The organism is Rhodoligotrophos appendicifer, assembly GCF_007474605.1.
Lineage (GTDB): Bacteria > Pseudomonadota > Alphaproteobacteria > Rhizobiales > Im1 > Rhodoligotrophos > Rhodoligotrophos appendicifer.
Genome location: NZ_VHKL01000009.1, coordinates 258,135 through 280,678, shown reverse-complemented (window position 1 = coordinate 280,678; position 22,544 = coordinate 258,135). Strand labels below are relative to the sequence as shown.

Sequence of the window (22,544 nt, the reverse complement as noted above, 5' to 3'; positions counted from 1 at the left end):
GCTTCATCACACCGGCTGGTGCAGATCAATCTTCATTCCCATGTTCTCGGCATTTGAGTAAGAACATCCTTTGCAAATCTCAAATTGTTTCAAATATCCCTTCTTGCGGGCTCGAGCCGCCTCGTCGGAGCGATAGGCATCGAGAAAGCCGCCGGCACCGATGTTCGGCAACTGCACCATCTGATCGTAATCGATGCAGCACAGTCCCAAGTCGCCATTCCAGAACACGACCGTCTGGTGCAGGGGCGCGGTACAGGTCGCCCGCTGTATTCCCGTCGGATGCCGCCGCAATTCTTCCTTGGTGGGCAGGAAGCGGCTGAAGTCGCGCTTTTCCTCCTCGCTCGTGTATGACCCGATGCTGAAGGTCTTGAAGCGGATCTGATCGAAGCCTGCGCTCTCCGCCCAGGCGCGGATGTCATCCATCTGATGCTCGGAATAGCCGGTCAGCAACGTCTGCAGCACGCATTTCGGGTTTTTCACCCCCAGCCGGCGACGGGTGGCCAGGAACATCTCGATATTGGCCTTGACCTCCTCGAAATCCGAATTCACGCGGTAGCTCTCCTGAGCCTCCTTCGAAAACCCGTCCATGCAAAGGTAGACGCGACCGAGACCCGCCAGAATGAGGCGCTCCGCCATTTCCACGGTCAGTTTCGTGGCATTGGTGGAGAGGAACGTCTCGTGGCCGTTCTCATGGGAGTAGGCGATGAACTCCGGCAGCGCCGGGTTCAGGGTCGGCTCACCAGAGAAGTTGAAATACATCGCAGGCTTTTCGCGCTCGGACTTGAAGTCGTCGATGATCTTCTTGAACACCTCGATCTTCATGAGGCCGCGCTTGCGCGTCATCGCAATCGTCACCGGGCAGACGGGGCAGCGAAGATTACACGAGTTGGTGACGTCGACGACAATGATGGTCGGCGGCTTCTTAAAATAGGAAAGCGGCAGCGCTTGCGCAAAGAAGCGAATGGCACGCGACGCCCATGGCGCCCGAACCTCTGAACCTTCGGCTGCTGTCATCTCAATTCCGTCATCAGGATCAAAAAACAAGGCGGCGCACTTTTCATCCGGGTCTAAGTCCCGACGACACCCATTCAGAACACGCGCTTCCCATTTAAGCCTCGAGTCGAGCATAAACAATGCACTGCGCTGGCGAGGCTGTCGAGGTTCGCACTGAACCCTTCGTTACCTGAGTGTCGTCATCTGATGCCAAATCATGTTCTCACCTCATGAGACAACGTGCTAGGCATTGACCGGGCGACGAAGCCATTTCGGCGTGGGGAACGTGAAATGGCGCATGAGAGCATCGAGGGGGACTGCTATGGCTCGTGGCAAAAGCAGCGGCGCCAAGATACTGCTTTACAGCCATGATACGTTTGGACTCGGCCATCTGCGCCGATCGATGACGATCGCGCATAGTCTGGTGGCCCGTCACAAGAAACTCTCCGTTCTCATTCTGACGGGATCGCCGATCATCGGCGCCTATGATTTCCGGTCACGGGTCGATTTCGTGCGCGTTCCCGGTGTCATCAAGCTGCGCAATGGCAACTACACTGCCCTCAATCTCCATATCAAGATCGACGAGACGATCGAGCTGCGCAGGTCGATCATCGAGCGTACAGCTGAGGTGTTCGATCCCGATGTGCTGATCGTCGACAAGGAGCCGAACGGGCTGCATGGGGAGGTTTCGGGAGCGCTCGACATGCTGAAGGCGCGGGGGACCAAGTTGGTGCTCGGCCTTCGCGACGTGTTGGACGAGCCCAGCGTGTTGCGGAAGGAGTGGCGACGGAAACACTCCATGGAAACCGTACGCTCAGCCTATGACGAGGTCTGGGTCTATGGGCACAAAGCCCTCTACAAACCGCTGACAGGGCTCAAAGTGCCCCCGGATGTGGAGCAGAAGACAGTTTACACCGGGTACCTGCCGCGACCTCTGACGCAGGCGGGGTCGACCCAGCACTGGCCCTCCATCGTCGATCAGGACTTCCTCCTGGTCATGACCGGAGGCGGCGGCGACGGTGCCGAACTCGTGGATTGGGTTCTGCGAACCTATGAGACGGGCCGGGCGCTGCCGTGGCCCGCCCTGTTCGTCCTGGGGCCGTTCATGGCGGTGGAGGAGCGCGAAGCCTTTCGCGAGCGGGCCAGCAAGCTTCGCAACGTCGATGTCATCGTGTTCCACAATCAAGCGGAGCAGCTGGTCGAGCGGGCAAGGGCCGTCGTCTGCATGGGCGGATACAATACGTTCTGCGAGGTCCTGACCTATGACAAGCCGGCCCTGATCGTGCCGCGGACGCATCCGCGGCGGGAACAGCTGATCAGAGCCAGTCGCGCGCAAGAGCTCGGGCTCGCCCGCATGCTGCCGGGGACGGACGAGACGGGACGGTTCGTGCCGGATGTCGATGCGATGACGAAGGCGCTTCACGACCTTGCAGATCAGCCGCCACCGTCGGCGCGCATGCTGCCAGACCTCATGGCCGGGCTGGACACCGTGAATAGCCGCGTAAAACGTTGGCTCGGTGCGCGAGGCCGGGAACTTCCGCAAGATTGCGATGACACGCCAAGGCTTCGCAGCGTTTCAGGGTAATCCGCCGCGATGAGTCCCAAAGCCCGCATCATCGCGGTGGTGCTGAAGGGGTATCCGCGCCTTTCGGAGACGTTCATCGCGCAGGAGCTGAGGAGCCTGGAGCAGGCGGGGCTCTGCCTGCGGCTCTATTCTCTGAGAGATCCCACGGATACAGCCGTGCATCCGGTCCACAAGGAGATCGTGGCGCCGGTCGTCTATCTTCCCGAATATATTGTCGATGATCCGATGCGGGTGGGCAAAGGTCTCGTCCGTGCGCTCTTCATGCCCGGACTTATCCCCGCCTTGCGGATCTTCTTGAAGGATCTGTGGCGCGACAGGACACATAGCCGAGGACGCCGGTTCGGGCAGGCCGCCGTGCTGGCCCGCGAGCTGCCGAAGGATGTTTCCCAGATCTACAGCCATTTTCTGCATACGCCGTCGTCCGTGGCCCGCTATGCCGCCGTCTTGAGAGGGCTGCCCTGGTGTTTCTCCGCGCATGCCAAGGATATCTGGACGACGCCCGATTGGGAGAAGAGGGAAAAGATCCTCGATGCCGTCTGGGGGACGACGTGCACCGAATACGGTTTTCACCACCTGCAATCGCTGGTGCCGGAGGGGCAGCGCTCCAAAGTGATGCTGAGCTATCATGGGCTGGACATCGGCCGGTTTCCGACCGCTCCGGACAGAAGCGGGGGACGCGACGGCCGCGATCCGGCCGATCCGCTGCGGCTCGTTTCCGTGGGGCGGGCGGTGCCGAAGAAGGGCTATGATGTGTTGCTGACAGCGCTCGCCCGGCTGCCTGAGGATCTACACTGGCGGTTCATGCATATCGGCGGGGGGGAGATCGCCTCAGAATTGGAGGCCCTGGCCCTTCGGCTCGGGATCGCCGATCGTGTCGAATGGCGCGGGGCACAGCCGCAGCCAGAGGTGATTTCGCTGTTGAGGGAGGGAGACCTGTTCGTGTTGGCCAGCCGGGTGGACGAGACGGGCGATCGCGACGGGCTGCCGAACGTGCTGATGGAGGCGGCGTCGCAGGGACTGTGCTGCGTGTCGACGGCGGTCTCGGCGATCCCGGAATTCATCCTTGACGGAGAGACGGGAATTTTGGTGGAGCCGGATGATCCTACCGCCCTGGCGGGGGAGATCGCACGGCTTGCCGGCGTGCCGGACCTGAGGCAGCGCCTGGGGTTAGCCGCTCATGCCCGGCTGACGACGCGGTTTTCCAAGGATGCCTGCAGCCGGATGCTGATCGAGAAGTTCATCGCCGAGGCAGAATGAACATCGCCTTCTATGCCCCGTTGAAAGCGCCAGACCATCCAGTGCCCTCCGGTGACCGGCAGATGGCGCGGCAGCTGATCCGCGCCTTGGAGATGGCGGGGCATCGGGTGGTGGTGGCCAGCCGGTTCTGCAGCTTCGAGAAAACGGGAGAAATCGAGGCGCAGAAAAAGGTTAGGCGGGAGGCCGAGGCGGCTCTGCAGGAGGTCGAGGAGAGGTTTCGGGCGGAGGGTCCGCCGGATCTCTGGTTCACCTATCATTCCTATTACAAGGCGCCGGACTGGCTAGGGCCGGCGGCGGCCAAGGGTTTCGGACTTGCCTATGTGACCTGTGAGAGCTCCTATGCCGCAAAGCGGTCGACCGGGCCGTTTGCCGAGGCACAGCAGCAGGTTAGAGTGGGCCTAGAGCAGGCAGCGGTGAATTTCTGCTTCACGGATGGCGACCGGGAGGGGCTGGAAAAGGTGGCGCGCGCTGGATCCCTGGTGGAGCTTCCCCCCTTCGTGGATCTGGGGCGGCTGCCGGCGGGGACGGCGCGGGTCCGGCGTGAGGTGCCGCAGCTGCTGGCAGTGGGCATGATGCGGGCCGGCGACAAGCTCGACAGCTATCGGATCCTCGCCAAATCATTGTTCCCGATCAGAGATCTGAGCTTTTCGCTGGCGATCGCCGGGGATGGACCGGAACGAAATACGGTGGAGACGCTGTTCGGGTTCCTGGGGGACCGGGTTCAGTTCCTGGGCGAGGCCGCTCCCGAGGATATGGCAGAAATATACGCAGGATCAGATCTTTACGTGTGGCCAGGCTGCGGCGAAGCCTATGGGCTGGCGTATCTGGAGGCGCAGGCGATGGGGCTGCCGGTGGTGGCGCAGAGGATCCGGGGCGTGCCGGCGGTGGTGCTGGACGGGGTCTCGGGGATCCTGACGGACGAGGGCTTTGAGGAGAATTACAGCGGCGCGATCAGCAGGTTCGTGGTCGATCGGGGATTGCGGCTGCGGATGGGCCAGGCGGCGGAGGATTTCGTCCGAGGAAGCCGGGGCCTGGAGCATGCCGCCGACATCCTTCGGGCGGCGCTGAAATGAAGACGGACAATCCCCGGGTGCTGATCTGGGTCACCCATGTGCTGGGGATCGGCCATTTCAGGCGCATTTCCGCATTGGCGGAGGCGCTGGTGGAGGCCGGGCTGGAGCCGCTGATCACTTCGGGGGGAATGCCCGTCCCGGGCGGGGCCACGCCCGGTGTGCGGCTAGAGCAATTGCCGCCCGTGAAAAGTGCGGATGACGGTTATACCAATCTGGTGGACGAAAGCGGTGAGGTCGCGAGCGAGGGGCTGTTCCTGCGCAGAACGGACAAGCTCCTGGCATTGTTCAGAACTTTCGATCCCGGGATGATCGTCACGGAGCTCTATCCGTTCGGACGGCGGCTCTTTGCGCAGGAGGTGGACGCCTTGCTTATGAAGGCGGCGGAGGCGGCGCGCCGACCAAAAATCATCTGTTCGGTGCGGGATATCCTGCAGCCGCCGAGCCGGCCGGAGAAGATCGCGGGGATGCGGCGGCGGATCGAGACCTTCTACGATGCCATCCTCGTCCATGGGGATGCCGATTTCGTCAAGGTCGAGGAGTCGCTGCCGCTGATGAGCGAGTTCGCGGATCTTATCCGCTATACCGGCTATATCTCACAGGCTCCGGGCCCGGACGGGGACGGGGGGGCTGGAAAAAATGAGATCATTGTCTCAGCCGGCGGTGGCGCGGTGGGGCGGGATCTGCTGCTCGCAGCGGCCGCAGCGCGGGAGATCTCGGCGGCGCGGGGGCATACCTGGCGGTTCCTGGTGGGCCATAACATGATCGCGGAAGAAGCCAACAGAGTCAGAGACTTGGCGGGGCCAGGCGTGATCGTGGAGGCCGCGAGAAGCGACTTCGCGACGCTGCTAAAGCGGGCGCGCCTGTCGATCTCGCAGGCGGGCTATAATACGTGCACGGATGTTTTCAACACTATGGTCTCATCCGTGTTCGTTCCGTTCGCCGGGGCGGGCGAGATCGAACAACCTCTCCGTGCCCGCATCCTGGAGGAAAAGGGATTCGGGATCTCGGTTTCGGCATCCGATCTCAGTCCACGAAGGCTGGCTGCGGCCATCGACAAGGCCATGATGCTGGATGCGGGATCGGCCTTGCGACCGCGGCTTGACGGAGCTGCGCAAGCGGCCCGATTCATGGCGGACATGCTGGAGAAGGCTCGGCCGTGACGGAGGGTCTGAAGCGCCTCACCGAAGAGCTGGAGCGCTGGGACGCGGCGGGGCTCAGGCCCCAGTTCTGGTTGCGCGACGACGACGCCGTCCGGGACACGCCGGAGTTGCGGCGGCTCGTGGATGCCTGCCGGCCCTCGGCCGTGCCGCTGTCGCTGGCGGTGATCCCAAACGGTGCCGAACAGTGTCTCCAAAACGCCTTTGAGGACGTGTTCGGGCCCCAAATCAGCCTCCTGGTGCATGGTTTCGCGCATGAGAATCACGAGCCGGAGGGGATCAAAAAATGCGAGCTGGGACCCTCGCGCCCGCTTGCGACGGTGGCGGGGGAGGTCGCGCTCGGCAAGGCGCGTCTCGAGCAGCTGTTCGGCGCAAGGGTGCTGCCGGTCCTGGTGCCGCCCTGGAACCGAATGCGGCCGGATCTGGCGCCGCTGCTGTCGGAGCTCGGATTCGTGGGCTTGTCGACCTTCGGTGCGCAGTGCTTCGGGGCCGGTGGGCTCGTGGAGGTCAATACGCATGTGGATCTGATGGATTGGCGGTCGCGGAAGGGCAAGACGGCGGATGCGGTCGCGGAGGAGATCGCGCAGCTGCTGGCCACGCGGCGGATTGGGTCGGCGCGGGGGCCGGTGGGCGTGCTGGCGCATCATCTCGTGCATGACGACGCGGCCTGGGAGGCGTTGGCGGCCGTCTTCGCCGCGACGATGGGCAGAGGCGCTTGGCTGAGAGGCGAGGCGGTGTTCGGAGGGGAGGCCCTGGTTGAGGGGGGTCCCGGCTCTGCGCTTCGCTTCGGCCGGGATGACGGTGGTCCTTCGAGACGCAGCCTTGCGGCTGCTCCTCAGGATGAGGGGTTTGGAGGGGGAGGGCCTTCTGCGGGGGGGAGAGTGGGGGGCGCTGGGTTTCGGCAGCCTTGGGGGGTGACGGTGGTGGCGGTGCTGAAGGCGCTGGCCGGGCTGGCGGTCACGGGGGCGGTGGCGCTCGGGGGACTGGGAAATCCCTGGGTGCTGGCGATCGCAGGGATCATCGCCTTGCTGTTCGGGGCTCAGCTCATCGCGGCCGTGGCCCGTCACATGAGCGTCATCGGGATCGACGATGACGCCATCACCCGGTCGACACCGTTCGGGCGGCAGATCCGATGGGCGGATCTGGACGATGTGGAACTGCGTTACTTCTCCACACGACGGGACAGAGAGAATGGATGGATGGACCTCGTGCTTCGCGGCGGCCGACAGAAGATCGTCATCGACAGCGATCATCCGGGCTTCGATCCGGCCGTCAGACGTGCCGTCCGCACCTTGAGAAAAAAGGGCATTGCCATGAGCCCGGCGACTATCGCTAATGCGATAGTATTGGGTCTCGATGTCGGCCCGACTGGAAGATGACATGAGCGCTGCGCTGCTTTCCATCCGCGGATTGACTATAGATTTCAAGACAATGGCTGGAAATGTCCGTGCAGTGGACGACGTTTCCTTCGACATACCAGCGGCTCGCACCGTCGCGCTGGTCGGGGAATCCGGCTCCGGAAAAACCGTCATCAGCCAAGCCATTCTGAGAATTCTGCCAAGAGTGGCAAAAATCACCAGCGGTTCCATGCTGTTCCGCGACCCGCGCGGCGGCGAGCACGATCTCGCAGCGCTGGAGGCGGAATCGGACGCGATGCGCAAGATCCGGGGCGGTCGGATCTCGATCATCTTCCAGGAGCCGATGGCCTCGCTGTCGCCCCTGCACACGATCGGCAATCAGATCGGCGAGGCGCATCAACTGCATATGGGCTCCTCGGCGACCCAGGCGCGGGCCGCGACCGAGCGGATGCTGGGGCTGGTCGGCTTCGTCGATCCGAAAAGGGGCGTCGATACCTACCCGTTCGAATTGTCCGGCGGCATGCGGCAGCGAGCGATGATCGCCATGGCGCTGGTCTGCAAGCCGGCGCTGCTGATCGCCGACGAGCCGACGACGGCCCTCGACGTCACGGTGCAGGCGCAGATCCTGAAGCTGATCAAGGACCTGCAGGCCGAGTTCCAGATGGCGGTGCTGATGATCACCCATGATCTCGGGATCGTCGCCAATCTGGCGGACGAGGTCGTGGTGCTCTATCGCGGCAAGGTGGTGGAGGCGGGTTCGACGGAGGTGATCTTCCGCGATCCCCAGCATCCCTATTTGAAGGCCCTGCTGGCGGCGGTGCCGCGGTTCGACATGGCGCCGGGTGAGCGGCTGAAGGCGATCCGCGAGGTGAAGCCGGTGAGCGGCGGCTATTTCACCCAGGTGATCGATACGACTGAGAAGGGCCAGGTGCTGCTTGACGTGCAGGGGCTGGAGAAGCGCTTCGCCCTGCGCAAAGGAAGCATGTTCAAGCCGAAGGCGGCGCTGCCGGCGCTGGCGCTGCGCGACGTGAGCTTCACCGTGCGGGCGGGTGAGTCGGTCGGACTGGTGGGGGAGTCCGGTTGCGGCAAGACGACGACCGCCAAGATCATCGTGCGCGCCATGACGCCCGACAAGGGCGCCGTGAAGTTCCGCATGAACGGTGCCATGAAAGACGTGCCGACGCTGGCCGATGGCGAGCTCAACGCCTATCGCCGGGAGGTGCAGGTCGTCTTCCAGGACCCGTTCTCCTCGCTCAATCCGCGCATGACCGTGCTCGACCTGATCACGGAGCCGCTCGTCATCCACAATATCGGGACGGGGTCCGACCGGAAGAAATGGGCGCAGGAGCTCATGGCTCTGGTGGGGCTCGATCCCCGGTTCCTCAACCGCTATCCCCACTCCTTCTCAGGCGGGCAGCGGCAGCGCATCGGCATCGCCCGGGCCCTGGCGCTCAAGCCCAAGCTGCTGATCTGCGACGAGCCGGTCTCGGCGCTGGACGTCTCGGTGCAGGCGCAGATCCTCAACCTGCTCAAGGACCTGCAGGCGAAGCTCGGTCTGTCGTATCTGTTCATCAGCCATAATCTGGCGGTGGTGGATTACATCGCCGAGCGCATCCTGGTGATGTGCCGGGGGATGATCGTGGAGGAGGCGCCGCGGGAGAAGTTCCGCGAGAAGGCGCAGCATCCCTATACGCAGGCGCTGCTGGCCGCCGTGCCGGAACCCGATCTGGACCAGCCGATGGACCTCGAGCTGCTGTGCGGCGGTTCGACCTCGGATCCGGATCTGTGGCCGGGCGCCTACCGGGTGCAGGCGGATGCGACGCCGCGGCGCGTGGAGGTCGGGCCGGGACATTTCGTATTGTTCGGTGACGAAGCACCGGGGCTGGCCCCCGTGCGGCGCGAAGAGGCCGTGGCATGAGCATTGTCGTGACGTCGAGATTCCGCGCAGTATGCGCAGGCATGTTGCTCGCCCTAGGCCTCGTCGCGCCGGCGGCGGCGCAGGGGACGATGCCGGCAGCGTCGCGGGGGATCACCTATCCGATGGTCGCCGAGGTGCATGGGGTGGTGGCCCCGTCGCGACCGTCGCTGGTGGAAACACCGATGCTGGCGGATCAGGTCGCCAAGGGGCTGGTCCCGCCGGTGGCCGATCGAGTGCCGGCCGAGCCGCTGATCGTGGACCTCGCGGCGGAAGGTTTGAAAGTAGGCCGGCAGGGCGGCACCATCCGGACGATCATCGACCGGCCGAAGTCCATCCGCTACCTGGTGGCCTGGGGCTATGCGCGGCTGGTGGGCTATACGCCGAAGCTCGAGCTGAAGGCCGACCTCCTGAAGTCGTACACGGTGGAGAACGACAACCGGGTCTTCACCTTCACGCTGCGGCGGGGACACAAGTGGTCGGACGGGTTCCCGTTCACCGCGGAGGACTTCCGCTATTACTGGGAAGACGTGGCGAACAACAAGACGCTGTCGCCGGCAGGGCCGCCTTCGACGCTGCTGGTGAAGGGCAAGCCGCCAAAGTTCGAGGTGATCGACGAGGTGACCGTCCGCTATTCCTGGGACGATCCCAACCCGGTGTTCCTGCAGGAACTGGCGCGGGCGCGGCCGACCTATATCTACATGCCTTCCCATTACATGCGGCAGTTCCACGAGAAATATGCCGATCCCAAGATGCTTCCCCGGATCATCGCAGCCGAGCGGGTGACGGATTGGGCTGCGCTGCATATGCGGCGCGAGACGATGTATGCCTTCGACAATGTCGACTGCCCGACCTTGGAGCCGTGGGCAAATACGTCCGTGGGGCCGACGACGCGCTTCGTGATGAAGCGCAACGACTATTTCCACCGCATCGACACCAAGGGCCAGCAGCTGCCCTATGCGGACAACGTCATCATGGACGTGGCCTCCAGCCGGCTCATTCCCGCCAAGACGGCGGCGGGCGAGAGCGACCTGCAGGCGCGGGGCCTGAACTTCTCCGACCTGGCGGTGCTCAAGCGGAGCGAGAAGCGCTCGGACTACAGGGTGCTGTTGTGGCCGAGCGGAAAGGGCGCGCAGATCGCGCTCTATCCCGACCTCAATTATGCGGACGACCAATGGCGCGCACTGTTCCGCAACGCGACGTTCCGGCAGGCACTGTCGATCGGAATGGACCGCTATCTGGTCAGCCGGACGCTCTATCTCGGGCTGGCCAAGCCGGCGAATAATTTCGTCACCGAGGCAAGCCCCCTCTATGACAAGCAGCTGGCTGCGCTGTGGAGCGATTATGCGCCCAAGAAGGCCAATGAGATGCTCGACTCCCTGGGGCTAACGAAGCGGGATTCGAGCGATTACCGCCTGCTGCCTGATGGGCGGCGGATGGAGATCGTGGTGGAGACGGCAGGGGAAGACCCGGAGGAGGTCGACATCCTGCAACTGGTGGCGGAGGACTGGGCACAGCTCGGGATCCGGCTGCTGATCAAGCCATCGATGCGCGATGCGCTGCGGGAGCGGGCCTATACGGGGCAGGTGATGATGACGACCTGGTCGGGCTGGGACAATGGCATGGCGGTGCCGGACATGGTGCCGGACGAACTGGCGCCGACGCATCAGGACAATCTCGCCTGGCCGAAATGGGGCGAATATCACGAGACCGCGGGAAAATCGGGTGAGAAGCCGGACCTGGCGGCCGCGGAAGAGCTGATGAGGCTCTATGAAAAATGGTTCGAGGCGAGCGATACGGAGCAGCGGGCGGAGATCTGGCACCGGATGCTGGAGATCAATGCGGAGCAGCAATTCGTGATCGGGATCGTTTCGGGCGTGCCGCAGCCGGTGGTGGTCTCGAAGCGGCTGAACAACGTGCCGGAAGAGGGATTCTACGGATGGGACCCGGGCGCACAGTTCGGGATCTACCATCCGGACCAGTTCTGGTTCACGGAATGATTTCCGGGCTGCCTCAGGATGAGTGGGCTTTGGGCGAGGGTCAGGGGATGCTGGGGGCCGAAGAGTAATGTTGCGCTATATCGTCCAACGGCTCCTGGTCATGGTGCCGTCCCTCATCGCCATCAGCCTGCTCATGTTCGTGATCATCCAGCTGCCGCCGGGGGACTATCTGTCCAATCAGATCGCCGAACTGAAGGTGCGCGGGGAAGCGGCGGGACTCGAGAAGATCGAGTTCATGCGCAAGGAATACGGCTTCGACGAGCCGTGGTACGTGCAGTATGGGCGCTGGGTGGGCGTGCTGCCGGGGGCGCGCGGGTTCAGCGGCTTGCTGCAGGGCAATTGGGGATGGTCGTTCGAGCACCAGAAGCCGGTGTCGGAGGTGGTGGGGGACAGCGTGATTCTGACCATCGTGCTGAATGCCGCGGTGGTGCTGTTCATCTATATCGTCTCGTTCCCGATCGGGATCTATTCCGCGACGCGACAATATAGCTGGGGAGATTACGGCTTCACGTTCCTCGGCTATCTGGGGCTCGCCACGCCGAACTTCCTGCTCGGGCTGGCGATGTTGTATTTCGCGAATATCTGGTTCGGGATCTCCGTGGGCGGGCTGATGGACCCGACCTATATCGGCGAGCCCTGGAGCTGGGGGAAGCTCTGGTCGGTGATCGCGCATCTGATCGTGCCGGTGGTGGTGATCGGGACCACGGGGACGGCGGCGATGATCCGGCGGCTGCGGGCTAACCTGCTGGACGAGCTGCATAAGCAGTATGTGACGACGGCGCGGGCCAAGGGGCTGACCGAACAGCGGCTGCTGTGGAAGTATCCGCTGCGGATGGCGCTCAATCCGTTCGTGTCGGATATCGGCAATCTGCTGCCCAGCCTGATCTCGGGCTCGGTGATCGTGTCGGTGGTGCTCAATCTGCCCACGATCGGGCCGGTGCTGCTGGACGCGCTGACGAGCCAAGACCAGTATCTCGCGGGCTTCATCCTGCTCTTCGTGTCGGTGCTGACGCTGGTGGGGATGCTGATCTCCGACCTCCTGCTGGCGGTGCTCGATCCGCGCATCCGGCTGGGCGGGGAGGGGCAAAAATGAGCGACGTGATGGAGCCGCGGCCGAAGTCAAGCCTGGCGCATTTCGTATCCACGGCCCCCTTCAACCCGGCGGATGCGGAGGCCCTGACGCCGGAACAGGAGCGCGTCTATCTCGCTTCCGGCTGGCGGATGATGTGGTGGAAACTGAAGCGCCACAGGGTGGCGGTCGCTTCGGGGATCTTCCTGCTGCTCATGTATCTGACGATCTTCGTCACCGAGATCCTCGCGCCCTACAACAGCACCACGCGGCATGCGGATTACCTCTACGCACCGCCGCAGTCGATCCATCTGTTCCATGAGGGAGAATTCGTCGGCCCCTTCGTCTATGGCTATGATTCGCGGGCCAATCTCGAGACGTTCCGGTGGGACTACACGGTCAATCCGGACAAGGTCTATCCGCTGCGGTTCTTCTGCCAGGGCGACCCCTATCTATTCTGGGGGATGATCGAGGGGCGGACGCATCTCATCTGCCCGGCGGTCGACGGCGTGTTCTTTCCGCTGGGAACGGACCGGCTGGGACGGGACATGCTGAGCCGGATCATCTACGGCACCCGGATCTCGCTGACGGTAGGGCTGATCGGCATCACCATCTCCTTCGTGCTGGGGATCACCCTGGGCGGGCTGGCCGGCTATTATGGCGGCTGGATCGATGCCGGGATCCAGCGGGTGATCGAGGTGCTGCGCTCGCTGCCCGAGCTGCCGCTGTGGCTCGCGCTGTCGGCGGCGCTGCCGGTCACATGGTCGCCGATCGTGGTCTATTTCGGCATCACGATCATTCTGGGGCTGCTGGACTGGCCGGGTCTGGCGCGATCGGTGCGCTCGAAATTCCTGGCGCTGAGGGAAGAGGATTTCGCCACCGCAGCGGTGCTGATGGGGGCCAAGCCGTCACGGGTCATCGGGCGGCATCTGGTGCCGAACTTCATGAGCCATCTGATCGCCAGCGCCACGCTGTCGGTGCCGGCGATGATCCTGGGCGAGACGGCGCTGTCGTTCCTGGGGCTGGGCTTGAGGCCGCCGATCACCAGCTGGGGCGTGCTGCTCAACGAAGCGCAGAACCTGGCGGCGATCGAATTCTATCCGTGGATCATCACGCCGATGATCCCGGTGATCCTGGTGATCCTGGCCTTCAACTTCCTCGGCGACGGGCTGAGGGATGCGGCCGACCCCTATCATTGAGGGGCGGCTGCCGGGCGGGAGTGCGCGTGGCCGGGGATCTGCACGGCAGCATTTCGGGCTGCAGGGCGCAGGAGATCACGGAGAGAATTGGGAAAGGGTGAGCGAGAGGGGGAGAAATTGGCTTATGGGACGCCTCGACGCCCCATAAGCCGAAGGATGCCGTCACATTTATCGGCTCGCTTTACGCTGCCAAATGCCGACGCTCACGTTCCGTGCGTATGCCCACCAGAAAGTTGAGGAAGAGCTCGGTTTCCTCGAGGCTTGCGAAATCACCGAAGCTGTCAACCTCGTTACGGGTATCAACGATGTAATAAACGCGCCCTTTTTCAAGCAGGGCCGGAACAATACGCTTACGCACCGAAAAGCCGAAGCTCTCCGCCTTAGACTGTAAACGCCGATGTTGTTCCCCAGAAAGGTCCACGACACTGTCTCCCAATGACGTTTACCAATTTTAAATGATTCGAGTCCGGGTGAAAACAGAATCGGAACAGAGCGGTCTTAACTATGAGCAGGAATTTTCCCGACACGGGATGGCGCGCTCCTGCAAGATGGTGGATAAGATCCTGAAAAAATAGTGGTATTTCAATAAGATGCCCGTGGTCCGCCAGTTCATCCAGGACGCCAGCTTCGTGCTGGGCCTTCTCATGCTCGCCCTGATGACGGGCTATTTCTTTAGCTATGCCGTCGTGATCATCCCGGCATTGGAGACAATTCCTCCGGAATCCGCCATTCGCGCCATGGACGGGGTCAGCCATGTGATAAGACGGCCACTATTTGCGATAATCTTCTTCGGTGCCTTTCTGTTTCCCATCGCGGCGGGGCTTCTGTCGGCACAGAAACAGCGGGTGGCCGAATGCGCGCTTGCCGCAGCGCTGATCTACGGATTCGGCGTCATCGCCGTGACCTTCGGCGCCCTGCTGCCGCTCAACACGGCGCTGGCAACGGCGCATGCGGCCGGCCAGCCCGCCGCAGAGGTCTGGCGGCACTATTCCGGCCCCTGGCAGATGTGGAACCTCATTCGCCTCGCCAGCGGGCTCGCGGCCTTCATCATCGCCATGGCGGGGTTCGCCCTGAGACACCGAAGCCGATTACCGGTCTCGGCAAAGATGACCGAAAGATGAATGGAAGTCTTCGCGCATTGCATGCCTCGCCTGCGAAATGCGCGCTTTCGGAATATCGAAATGAGGATCAGAACAGACAAACTAGAGAGAGCACCCGTCGGAGAGTAAAATGTCTTCCGTCCCCGCAGCCGCCCATGCGCCTGCGTTTTTTTCGTTTCCCTTCTCAGACCTTCGCGAGAGACTGAGCCGCAGCCTGATCGGCGAAAGCCCCATGAAGGGGGTGTTGCTGATCGTGATCGCCACGGTCTTCTTCACCTGCTCGGACATGTCCGCGAAATATCTCACGCAGGACCTGCCGGCGATCGAGATCGCCTGGATCCGCTATGTGGTGTTCTGCGCGATCGTCATTCCGCTGGCCCTGATGAAGGGCGGACGGCAGGTACTGAGCACGAGGCGACCGGGGCAGCAGATCATGCGCGGTTTGTGCATGGTGCTCTCGACGATCCTGTTCCTGTTCGGGCTGGGACATCTCAGCGTCGCGGACGCCACCGCCATCAATTTCGTGTCGCCGGTCTTCATCACCGCCCTGGCCATTCCCTTGCTGGGTGAAACCGTGGGGCTGCGCCGCTGGGTGGCCGCCGCCATCGGGCTCGTCGGGGTGCTGATCATCGTGCAGCCGGGCTCCAGCGCCTTTCAGCTCGCCGCCCTGTTTCCCGTGGCGGCTGCCGCGACCTGGGCTCTCGCCGCGATCGCCACGCGAATCATGAGCGCCACGGAAAGCCCGCAGACCACGCTCGTCTATTCAGCCGGGACCGGGCTCGTGGTGCTCACGGCCGCCGTCTTCTTCGAATGGACCACGCCCACCTGGGGCCAGCTTGGCGTCGGCGTGCTGGTGGGCCTGTTCTCGACCATCGCGCATTGGCTGTTCATCCTGTCCTATCGGCACGCGACCGCCTCCATGCTGGCGCCGTTCTCCTACATCCAGATCATCTGGGCGAGCGGGCTGGGCTTCCTGATCTTCGGCGCCATTCCGAGCGTCGGGACCTATATCGGCGCGGCCGTGATCGCGGCCAGCGGGCTCTATACCGCGCATCGGGAGCGGGTTCGCGGCAGGCTCGAGGCGGAGGCCCGGGCCGAAGCCGCCGCCCGGTAGACGCCGCGCGTGGTTCTCGACACGGAGCGGCTCGCGTTGCGGCCGCCGCGGCTTGCCGACGTGCCGGCGCTCTATTCATTCCTCGGGGATGCGGAGGCCATGCGGTTCACGCATGCGGATGCTTCGCCACGGGACTGCCGTCGGCGGGTGCTGGTGCATGAATGGTTCCGCCGCAGGGACGGGTTCGCGCCGTGGACCGTCATCCGGCGAAGCGACCAGCGGATCATCGGGTGGGGCGGGCTGTACAAGGACCCGTTCGATCCCGGATGGGGCATCGAAGTCGGCTATCACTTCCATCGCGACGCCTGGGGCCAGGGGTTCGCCAGCGAGCTGGTGCGGGCCGCGCTGGCGCTTGCGGATCACAGGCTGGGGCTCCTGGAGGTGTTCGCCTTCACGCGGGAGGAGAATGCCGGCTCGCGGCGGGTGCTGGGGAAGGCGGGGTTCAGCGTGGTCCGGCCGGTGCCGGAGATGGAGCGGCTGCTGTGGCGGCGCGGGCGGTATGGGTTGTGAGGCGAGCGGGTGCTGAGGAGTGCTTGGCTGCTGTGAAGTGTTTGGCTCCTGGATCCTCGGGTCAAGCCCGAGGATGACGGGGTGGGGGGCCCGAGGATGACGGGGTGGGGGCCCGAGGATGACGAAGGGCCTCAGGGATGAAGAAGGGGCCCAGGATAAGGAATGGCCCTGCTGTGGTGGCGCGGGCGATTTGGGCTGTGAGGCGGGCGGCTGCTTTGGAGTGTTTGGCTCCTGGATCCTCGGGTCAAGCCCGAGGATGACGAGGAGGGGGGCCCGAGGATGACGAGGAGGGGGGGCCCCAGGGTGACGGAGGGGCGCTCGGATGACGGAGGCTGGCCCTGAAGTTGGTGAAGGCGGCCTTGATCAGGCGGGCAAAGCGGGGTCGCGGTGGACCTCTTGGCCGGCGAGGAGGGTGAGGAGGACCTGGGTGTCGGCGAGCTCTTCGGGGGCGATCGTGAAGATGTCGCGGTCGAGGATGATCAGGTCGGCGAACTTGCCGAGGCCCAGCGAGCCGGTGTCGGCGGAGCGCCAGGCGGAGGCGGCGGCGTCCAGGGTGTAGCCGCGGACCACGTCCTCGACGGTGATGCGCTCCTCGGGCAGGAAGACCGGGTGGTTGGAGAATTTGCGCGGCGGCTTGCGGGTCACGGCGACGGCCATGATCTCGAAGGGATTGAGGGTGGAGACGCCCCAGTCGCTGCTGACAGCGAAGATGGCGCCGGCATCGCGGAGCGTCGCCCAGGCATACATGTAGCGACCGCGCTGCTCGCCCACCATGGGGAGCGCGATGTCGGTGACCGAGGGTTCGTTGCGGGCCCAGAGAGGCTGGATGTTGGCGACCGCCCCAAGCTCGCGGAAGCGGGGGATGTCGGCGGGGTCGATGACCTGGATATGGGCCACCTGATGCAGAGCGGGCCATTCGCCATTGGCTTCGCGGGCCGCCTGGAGGGCATCGAGGCAGGCGCGGACGGCGCCATCGCCGATGCAGTGGGCGTGGAGCTGGAAGCGGGCCTTGTCGAAGGCGATGAAGAGCTCGCGCAGATGCTCGGCCTCGAACATGACGGGGGCGTTGCCGCCGATCTCGTCGGAATAGTCCTCGATCATGGCGGCGGTGCGGTTCTCGAAGACGCCGTCGAGGAAGAATTTCGCCGAATGCACCGAGGACATGGGTGTGGTGAAATCGCGGCGCAGCCTCTCGATACGCTCCAGGGCGTCGTGGACGGTGTCCTCGGGGGTGACGAGGGCGGTGGCGCGGATGCGCACCGTCAATTCGCCGGCGTCGGCCAAGTCCTTGTAGACGCGCATGTGGCGCTCGCCGACGCGGGCATCGAGGACGCCGGTGATGCCGTGACGGTTGCAGAGAGCCTGGGCATAGCGGACGCCGGTCTTGAAGTGGCCGTCGTCGAGCGGCGGCATGCGGTCCTGGACCCAGAAGAGGGCGTCCTCGTAGAGCAGGCCGGTGGGGACGCCCTGCGCATCGCGGACGAATTGGCCGTTGTGCGGATCGGGCGTGGTCTCGTCGAGGCCGACGGCCTTGCAGGCCAGGGTGTTCAAGCAGGCATTGTGGCCATCGGAGCCGTAGATCCAGCAGGGGCGATCGGGGACGACGGCGTCAAGGACCTGGCGGCTGAGATTATGCTCGCCGAAGACGCCAGTGTAATAGCCGCTGCCGCGCACCCAGGGCTCGTCGGGGTTGGCGGCGGCATGCTCAGCGAGGCGCTGGAGGAGCTTGTCGAGGTCGGTGATGCCGTCGAGGGCGACGCTCATGGAGCGGGCGGTGCCGGAGTCCTGCAGGTGAATGTGGGTATCCTGGAAACCGGGCAGAACGAGGCGCCCCTGGGCATCGACCAGGCGCGTCGTGCCATTGGCGAGGCTGCGGATCTCGGCATCCGTGCCCAGGGCCCAAACCCGGCCATCCTTCACCGCCAGGGCTTCGGCATGAGGGTGAAGCGCATCCATGGTGCGGATGTGGGCATTCACGACGATGAGGTCGGGGGACGCGTGGTTCATTGGGAAGGCCTCGATTGTCAAATTGTCTGAGCGGACCCCCGCCGGCGAATGAGCTCCGAGACCACCACCACCAGGGTGGAGACGATGAGGATGCTGGAGCCGAGGGCCAAGGTGAGGGGCAGCTTCGATGGGAAACGGAGCTGGCTGTAGAGGAAGATGGGCAGGGTCTGGTCGATGCCGGAAAGGAAGAAAGCCAGCACATATTCGTCGAAGGAAATGGTGAAGGCCATGAGCAGGCTGGAGACGACGCCGGGCAGCATCAGCGGAAAGGTGACGCGCCAGAAGGTCATCCAGCCATTCTCGCCAAGGTCCTGGGAGGCCTCCTCGAGGCTCCGGTCGAAGCCTTCGAGGCGGGAGACGAGGACGAGCATGGAGAAGGGCACGCAGATCAGGACATGGGCGGCGCCGACGGTCCAGAGCGTCAGCTCGAGGTCGAGAAACTGGCGGATGATGATGAGCAGGGCCACGGCCAGGATGATGGAGGGGATGACCAAAGGCAGCATGATGAGGCCTAGGACAGGGCCCCGGCCGGGCAGGCGGTAGCGGGTGGCGGCCATGGCGGCGAGCAGGCCGAAGACAGTGCTCATGACCGAGACGACCGAGGCGACGATGAGGCTGTTCTTCAGCGCGTTCATCAACGGGCGCTCGGCCACCATCTGCTCATAGGCGCGGATGGTGAAGCCCTTCAGGGGAAAGACCGCGAAGGTGTTGTCGTTGAAGGAGAACATGGGCAGCAGGAGGATCGGCGCGTAGAGGAAGACGATGAACAGGATGCCGTAGAGGGTGAGGGGATCGAGACGGGTCCGGGTCATGCGTCGGCCTGTTTCATGCGACGGAAGCCGATGGCCCAGAGGAAGAGGCAGACGATGAGGGTGACCACCAGCATCATGGTCATGGACAGGGCCGCTCCGAGAGGCGCGTCATTGGCGCGGCCGAAGAGGGTCTGGATCGAGTTGCCGATCATGATGCCGCCGGAGCCGCCGACCAAGGTGGGCGTCACGTAATCGCCCACGGTGGGGATGAAGACGAGGAGCGCCGTGGCGATCACGCCGGGGGCGGAGAGCGGGAGGGTGACGCGGCGGAACCGGTCCCAGGCGCTGTCGCCGAGATCGGTGGCGGCCTCCAGCAAAGAGCGGTCGATCTTCTCGAGCGACACATAGATCGGCAGGATGGCGAAGGCGACCCAGGCATGGGTCAAAGTGAGGATCACCGCGAAGGGATTGTAGAGAAGGAATTCCAGCGGTTTGTCGATGAGGCCGAGGCTGATCAGGCCGGAATTGATGGCGCCGTTATAGCCGAGCACGAGCTTCCAGGCGAAGACGCGCAGGAGATAGCTCGTCCAGAAGGGGATGGTGATGAGGATCAGCCAGGTGAGCTTGTGGCTCTTGACCCGGAAGGCCAGGAAATAGGCCATGGGATAGGCCGCCAGCACGACGGCGACGGTCGCTGCGAGCGACATCAGCAGCGATTTCACCAGGAGCATGATGTAAACGGCATTCTCGAAGGGGAGCGGAATGCCGAGGAAGGTGATGCGGGCCTCGCCGGGCTTGATCAGCGACCAGTAATTGTCCAGCGTGAAGGTGCGGTCGATGCGGTAGCCGTCCTGGGTCCAGAAGCTGGTGACCACCAAAGCGATGACCGGTGCGACGAGCATCACCGCCATGACGAGCAGGGTCGGCGCCATCAACCCGTAGCCGCGGATTGCTTCGTGACGATGCAGGAGGCTGCGCCAGCCGTCGCCGATCTTTCCCGTCGCGGAACGCGCCTCGCCAGCAGTGATGGCCAATAATTATGCTCCCCACAGCCCCGGTGTTTTCACCGCGAACAGGACCAATTACGTGCAGCAAGGGGTGCGCTTGTCAATCATCCCGACGGCTGACGGAGAACCTAAACTCTTTTGAGGATTGACAGTTAGGGCCGGCCAGCGTCCATTTTCAGGGACGTAGATTGATTGAAGCGTCAATCAGGGTGAGGGAAAACAACGATGAGAAAATTCCAGTTCGTCGACAGGATGGCGCAGGGAAAGATCTCCCGGCGCGACATGCTCAAAGCGTCAGCGGCGTTCGGCGTGGGCGTCGCGGTCATGAAGGGGCGCAGCGCCCAGTCGGCCGAGGTGCTGACCTGCATGGAATGGAGCGGGTATACGGACCCCGCCTATTTCAAACCTTACGAAGCCAAATATGGCGCGGCGCCCAATTTCTCGATCTTCGCCAATGAGGACGAAGCCCTGCAGAAGGTGCGCGGCGGATTCCAGGCGGACGTCATGCATCCCTGCACCTATTCGGTGCCGCAATTCGTGGAGGCGGGCCTGTCGCAGGCGGTGGACACATCCAAGCTGTCCAACTGGAAGGACATCTTCCCGACGCTGCAGACCACCCCCGGGGTGGTGATGGACGGCAAGGTGATGATGGTGCCGGCGGATTGGGGCAATTCCAGCATCGCCTATCGGCCCGACCTGGTGGACGAGGCCTATGCCAAGGACGAAAGCTGGGGGATCCTGTTCGACGAGAAGTATGAGGGGCGGGTCTCGACGCTGGACGACGACGTCTCGCTGGAGATCGCCGGGCTGATGCTGGGCTACGACCGGAAGAAGATCTTCGAGATGTCGGACGAGGAGCTGGCCGCCACCCGGCCGCTGGCGGAGAAGGCGGTGAAGAACTCGCGCTTCCTGTGGAAGGACAATACGGAGGTGGCGCAGGGGCTGGCCTCGGGCGAGATCGTCGCCGCCTATGCCTGGAACGAGACGGTCAAGTCGCTGGTGGACCAGGGAATCCCGGCGAAATATGCGATCCCGAAAGAGGGGATCTTCACCTGGCTGTGCGGGCTGACGCTGCTGAATACGGGCAAGGCGGATCCGGCGGCGGCCTACGACTTCCTGGATGCCTGGATCTCGCCGGAGACGGGCAAATATGTCATCGAGGAGGTGGGCTACGGGCACAGCAACAAACGCGCCTTCGAGATGTCGGACCCGAAGAAATATGCAGCGCTGGGCATCGCGGATCCGCAGAAGCACCTGGAGAGCGGCATCCTGCTCCTGCCGGTGACGACGGAGCGGAAGGCGAAATACATCAAGATGTGGGAAGAGGTCAAAGCGACGAAATAGGGGTTGCGGGGTTCGGCGCGATCCGGGGCGAAGGCCGGGCTTGACCCGGGATCCCGGGCTGCATGGGGTCCCGGCTCTGCGCTGCGCTCCGGCCGGGATGACGGGTGTGGGGGGGGGGGGGGGGGGGGGGCGCATGGGGTCCCGGCTCTGCGCTGCGCTTCGGCCGGGATGACGGGGTGCGGGTGGTTACCAGCTGGGGAGGACGGCGCCCTTGAAGCGGGTTTCCACGAAGTCCTTCACCTCGGGGGTCTGGTAGACGGCGACGAGGTCCTTGACCCATTGGGCGTCCTTGTCCTTGGCCTGGACCACGATGATGTTGACGTAGGGGCCCTTGGGGGATTCCCGCAGGATGGCGCTGGTGGGTTCGATGCCGGCGTCGACGGCGTAGTTGGTGTTGATCGCTGCGGCGTCCACGTCCTCGAGGGAGCGCGCCGTCTGGGCGGCTTCGATCTCGATGATCTTCAGGTTTTTCGGGTTCTCCACGATGTCGGCGGGGCCGGGCTTGAAGCCGACGCCGGGCTTCAGCTTGATGATGCCCTTATCCTGCAGGAGCAGAAGGGAGCGGCCGCCATTGGTGGGGTCGTTCTGGATGGCGATGGTGGCGCCGTCGGGGATGTCCTCCCAGGTCTTGTGCTTGGCGGAGTAGATGCCGAGGGGGAAGTTCACCGTGGTGGCGACGGAGACGAGATCGAAGCCGCGATCGGCATTCTGATTGTCGAGATAGGGCTGGTTCTGGAACGAGTTGGCATCGAGCTCGCCAGCGTCGAGGGCGGTGTTGGGAATGACGTAATCGGAGAATTCGATGATCTCGAGGTCGAGGCCCTTGGCCTTCGCGAGGGGCTTCACCTTCTCGAAGATCTCGGCATGGGGGCCGGGGCTTACGCCGATCTTGACCGTCTTGGTCTCGGCATGGGCGGTGGCGGCGAGGGAGGCCGCAAGGGCGATGGCGGCGAAGAGGGTTTTTGGTGACATGGGGGCAGTCCTTCTGGTCTGAGTGGGCTTGACTGGTTCGAGACGCAGCCTGACGGCTGCTCCCCAGCATGAGGGGGCTTTCCTCTGCGGGACGAGGTCCCGGGTCTGCACGGCACCGCTTCGCGCTGCGGT

General features: G+C 63.9%; 19 protein-coding genes. 13 read left to right on the top strand and 6 right to left on the bottom strand.

What is annotated here, in order from left to right; all coding sequences use genetic code 11:
* Positions 1-6: 6 nt before the first annotated feature.
* A complete protein-coding gene (locus tag FKM97_RS20380) occupies positions 7-1,014 on the bottom strand; it encodes a radical SAM/SPASM domain-containing protein (RefSeq protein WP_144294262.1) in 1,008 nt (335 codons plus the stop codon).
* 301 nt (positions 1,015-1,315) lie between these two features.
* On the opposite strand from FKM97_RS20380, the gene FKM97_RS20375 reads away from it, so the two are divergent.
* The 9 genes from FKM97_RS20375 to FKM97_RS20335 all read left to right on the top strand — a co-directional run bounded on the left by FKM97_RS20375 (position 1,316) and on the right by FKM97_RS20335 (position 13,606).
* Positions 1,316-2,578, top strand: a complete 1,263-nt coding sequence (locus FKM97_RS20375) for a glycosyltransferase family protein (RefSeq protein ID WP_144294261.1) — start codon at positions 1,316-1,318, stop codon at positions 2,576-2,578.
* A 9-nt stretch (positions 2,579-2,587) separates the two neighbouring features.
* Positions 2,588-3,835 carry a glycosyltransferase family 4 protein gene (locus FKM97_RS20370; protein WP_144294260.1) on the top strand — a complete coding sequence of 416 codons (1,248 nt, stop codon included), beginning with the start codon at positions 2,588-2,590 and terminating at the stop codon, positions 3,833-3,835.
* Positions 3,832-4,908, top strand: coding sequence for a glycosyltransferase family 4 protein (locus FKM97_RS20365; protein ID WP_144294259.1), 1,077 nt, complete (start codon positions 3,832-3,834; stop codon positions 4,906-4,908). The genes FKM97_RS20370 and FKM97_RS20365 overlap by 4 nt, the downstream gene beginning before the upstream one ends.
* Positions 4,905-6,068, top strand: coding sequence for a glycosyltransferase family protein (locus tag FKM97_RS20360; RefSeq protein WP_144294258.1), 1,164 nt, complete (start codon positions 4,905-4,907; stop codon positions 6,066-6,068). Before FKM97_RS20365 ends, FKM97_RS20360 begins: the two co-directional genes overlap by 4 nt.
* Positions 6,065-7,444 carry a polysaccharide deacetylase family protein gene (locus FKM97_RS26580; RefSeq protein ID WP_205015222.1) on the top strand — a complete coding sequence of 460 codons (1,380 nt, stop codon included), beginning with the start codon at positions 6,065-6,067 and terminating at the stop codon, positions 7,442-7,444. Before FKM97_RS20360 ends, FKM97_RS26580 begins: the two co-directional genes overlap by 4 nt.
* 1 nt (position 7,445) lies before the next feature.
* Positions 7,446-9,341, top strand: a complete 1,896-nt coding sequence (locus FKM97_RS20350; protein ID WP_144294257.1) for an ABC transporter ATP-binding protein — start codon at positions 7,446-7,448, stop codon at positions 9,339-9,341.
* A gap of 41 nt (positions 9,342-9,382) precedes the next feature.
* Positions 9,383-11,338: an ABC transporter substrate-binding protein gene (locus FKM97_RS20345; RefSeq protein ID WP_205015220.1), complete on the top strand. Its 1,956-nt coding sequence runs from the start codon at positions 9,383-9,385 to the stop codon at positions 11,336-11,338.
* Positions 11,339-11,405: 67 nt separating this feature from the next.
* Positions 11,406-12,431: an ABC transporter permease gene (locus tag FKM97_RS20340; RefSeq protein WP_144294256.1), complete on the top strand. Its 1,026-nt coding sequence runs from the start codon at positions 11,406-11,408 to the stop codon at positions 12,429-12,431.
* Positions 12,428-13,606, top strand: a complete 1,179-nt coding sequence (locus tag FKM97_RS20335; RefSeq protein WP_144294255.1) for an ABC transporter permease — start codon at positions 12,428-12,430, stop codon at positions 13,604-13,606. Before FKM97_RS20340 ends, FKM97_RS20335 begins: the two co-directional genes overlap by 4 nt.
* A gap of 181 nt (positions 13,607-13,787) precedes the next feature.
* On the opposite strand, the gene FKM97_RS20330 is transcribed toward FKM97_RS20335, so the two are convergent.
* Complete coding sequence (locus FKM97_RS20330) at positions 13,788-14,027, bottom strand: hypothetical protein (RefSeq protein WP_144294254.1); 240 nt, start codon at positions 14,025-14,027, stop codon at positions 13,788-13,790.
* A gap of 169 nt (positions 14,028-14,196) precedes the next feature.
* Between FKM97_RS20330 and FKM97_RS20325 the strand changes: the two genes are divergently transcribed.
* The 3 genes from FKM97_RS20325 (at position 14,197) to FKM97_RS20315 (ending at position 16,330) form a co-directional block, all read left to right on the top strand.
* The gene (locus FKM97_RS20325) at positions 14,197-14,727 is read left to right on the top strand and encodes an anthrone oxygenase family protein (RefSeq protein WP_144294253.1); all 531 of its coding nucleotides are present in this window, start codon (positions 14,197-14,199) and stop codon (positions 14,725-14,727) included.
* 109 nt (positions 14,728-14,836) lie between these two features.
* Positions 14,837-15,820, top strand: a complete 984-nt coding sequence (locus tag FKM97_RS20320) for an EamA family transporter (protein WP_144294252.1) — start codon at positions 14,837-14,839, stop codon at positions 15,818-15,820.
* A 9-nt stretch (positions 15,821-15,829) separates the two neighbouring features.
* A complete protein-coding gene (locus tag FKM97_RS20315) occupies positions 15,830-16,330 on the top strand; it encodes a GNAT family N-acetyltransferase (RefSeq protein ID WP_144294251.1) in 501 nt (166 codons plus the stop codon).
* A gap of 363 nt (positions 16,331-16,693) precedes the next feature.
* On the opposite strand, the gene FKM97_RS20310 is transcribed toward FKM97_RS20315, so the two are convergent.
* From FKM97_RS20310 to FKM97_RS20300, 3 genes are read right to left on the bottom strand one after another with little or no spacing between them, the layout of a single operon-like run.
* Complete coding sequence (locus tag FKM97_RS20310) at positions 16,694-18,337, bottom strand: amidohydrolase (protein WP_144294250.1); 1,644 nt, start codon at positions 18,335-18,337, stop codon at positions 16,694-16,696.
* Positions 18,338-18,354: 17 nt separating this feature from the next.
* Positions 18,355-19,149, bottom strand: a complete 795-nt coding sequence (locus tag FKM97_RS20305) for an ABC transporter permease (RefSeq protein WP_144294249.1) — start codon at positions 19,147-19,149, stop codon at positions 18,355-18,357.
* Positions 19,146-20,123: an ABC transporter permease gene (locus tag FKM97_RS20300; protein WP_246105180.1), complete on the bottom strand. Its 978-nt coding sequence runs from the start codon at positions 20,121-20,123 to the stop codon at positions 19,146-19,148. Before FKM97_RS20300 ends, FKM97_RS20305 begins: the two co-directional genes overlap by 4 nt.
* Before the next feature lie 198 nt (positions 20,124-20,321).
* Between FKM97_RS20300 and FKM97_RS20295 the strand changes: the two genes are divergently transcribed.
* Entirely contained in the window at positions 20,322-21,440 is a 1,119-nt protein-coding gene (locus tag FKM97_RS20295; RefSeq protein ID WP_144294248.1) for an ABC transporter substrate-binding protein, read from the top strand.
* A 186-nt stretch (positions 21,441-21,626) separates the two neighbouring features.
* On the opposite strand, the gene FKM97_RS20290 is transcribed toward FKM97_RS20295, so the two are convergent.
* Entirely contained in the window at positions 21,627-22,412 is a 786-nt protein-coding gene (locus FKM97_RS20290; protein WP_144294247.1) for a MetQ/NlpA family ABC transporter substrate-binding protein, read from the bottom strand.
* Positions 22,413-22,544 lie beyond the last annotated feature (132 nt).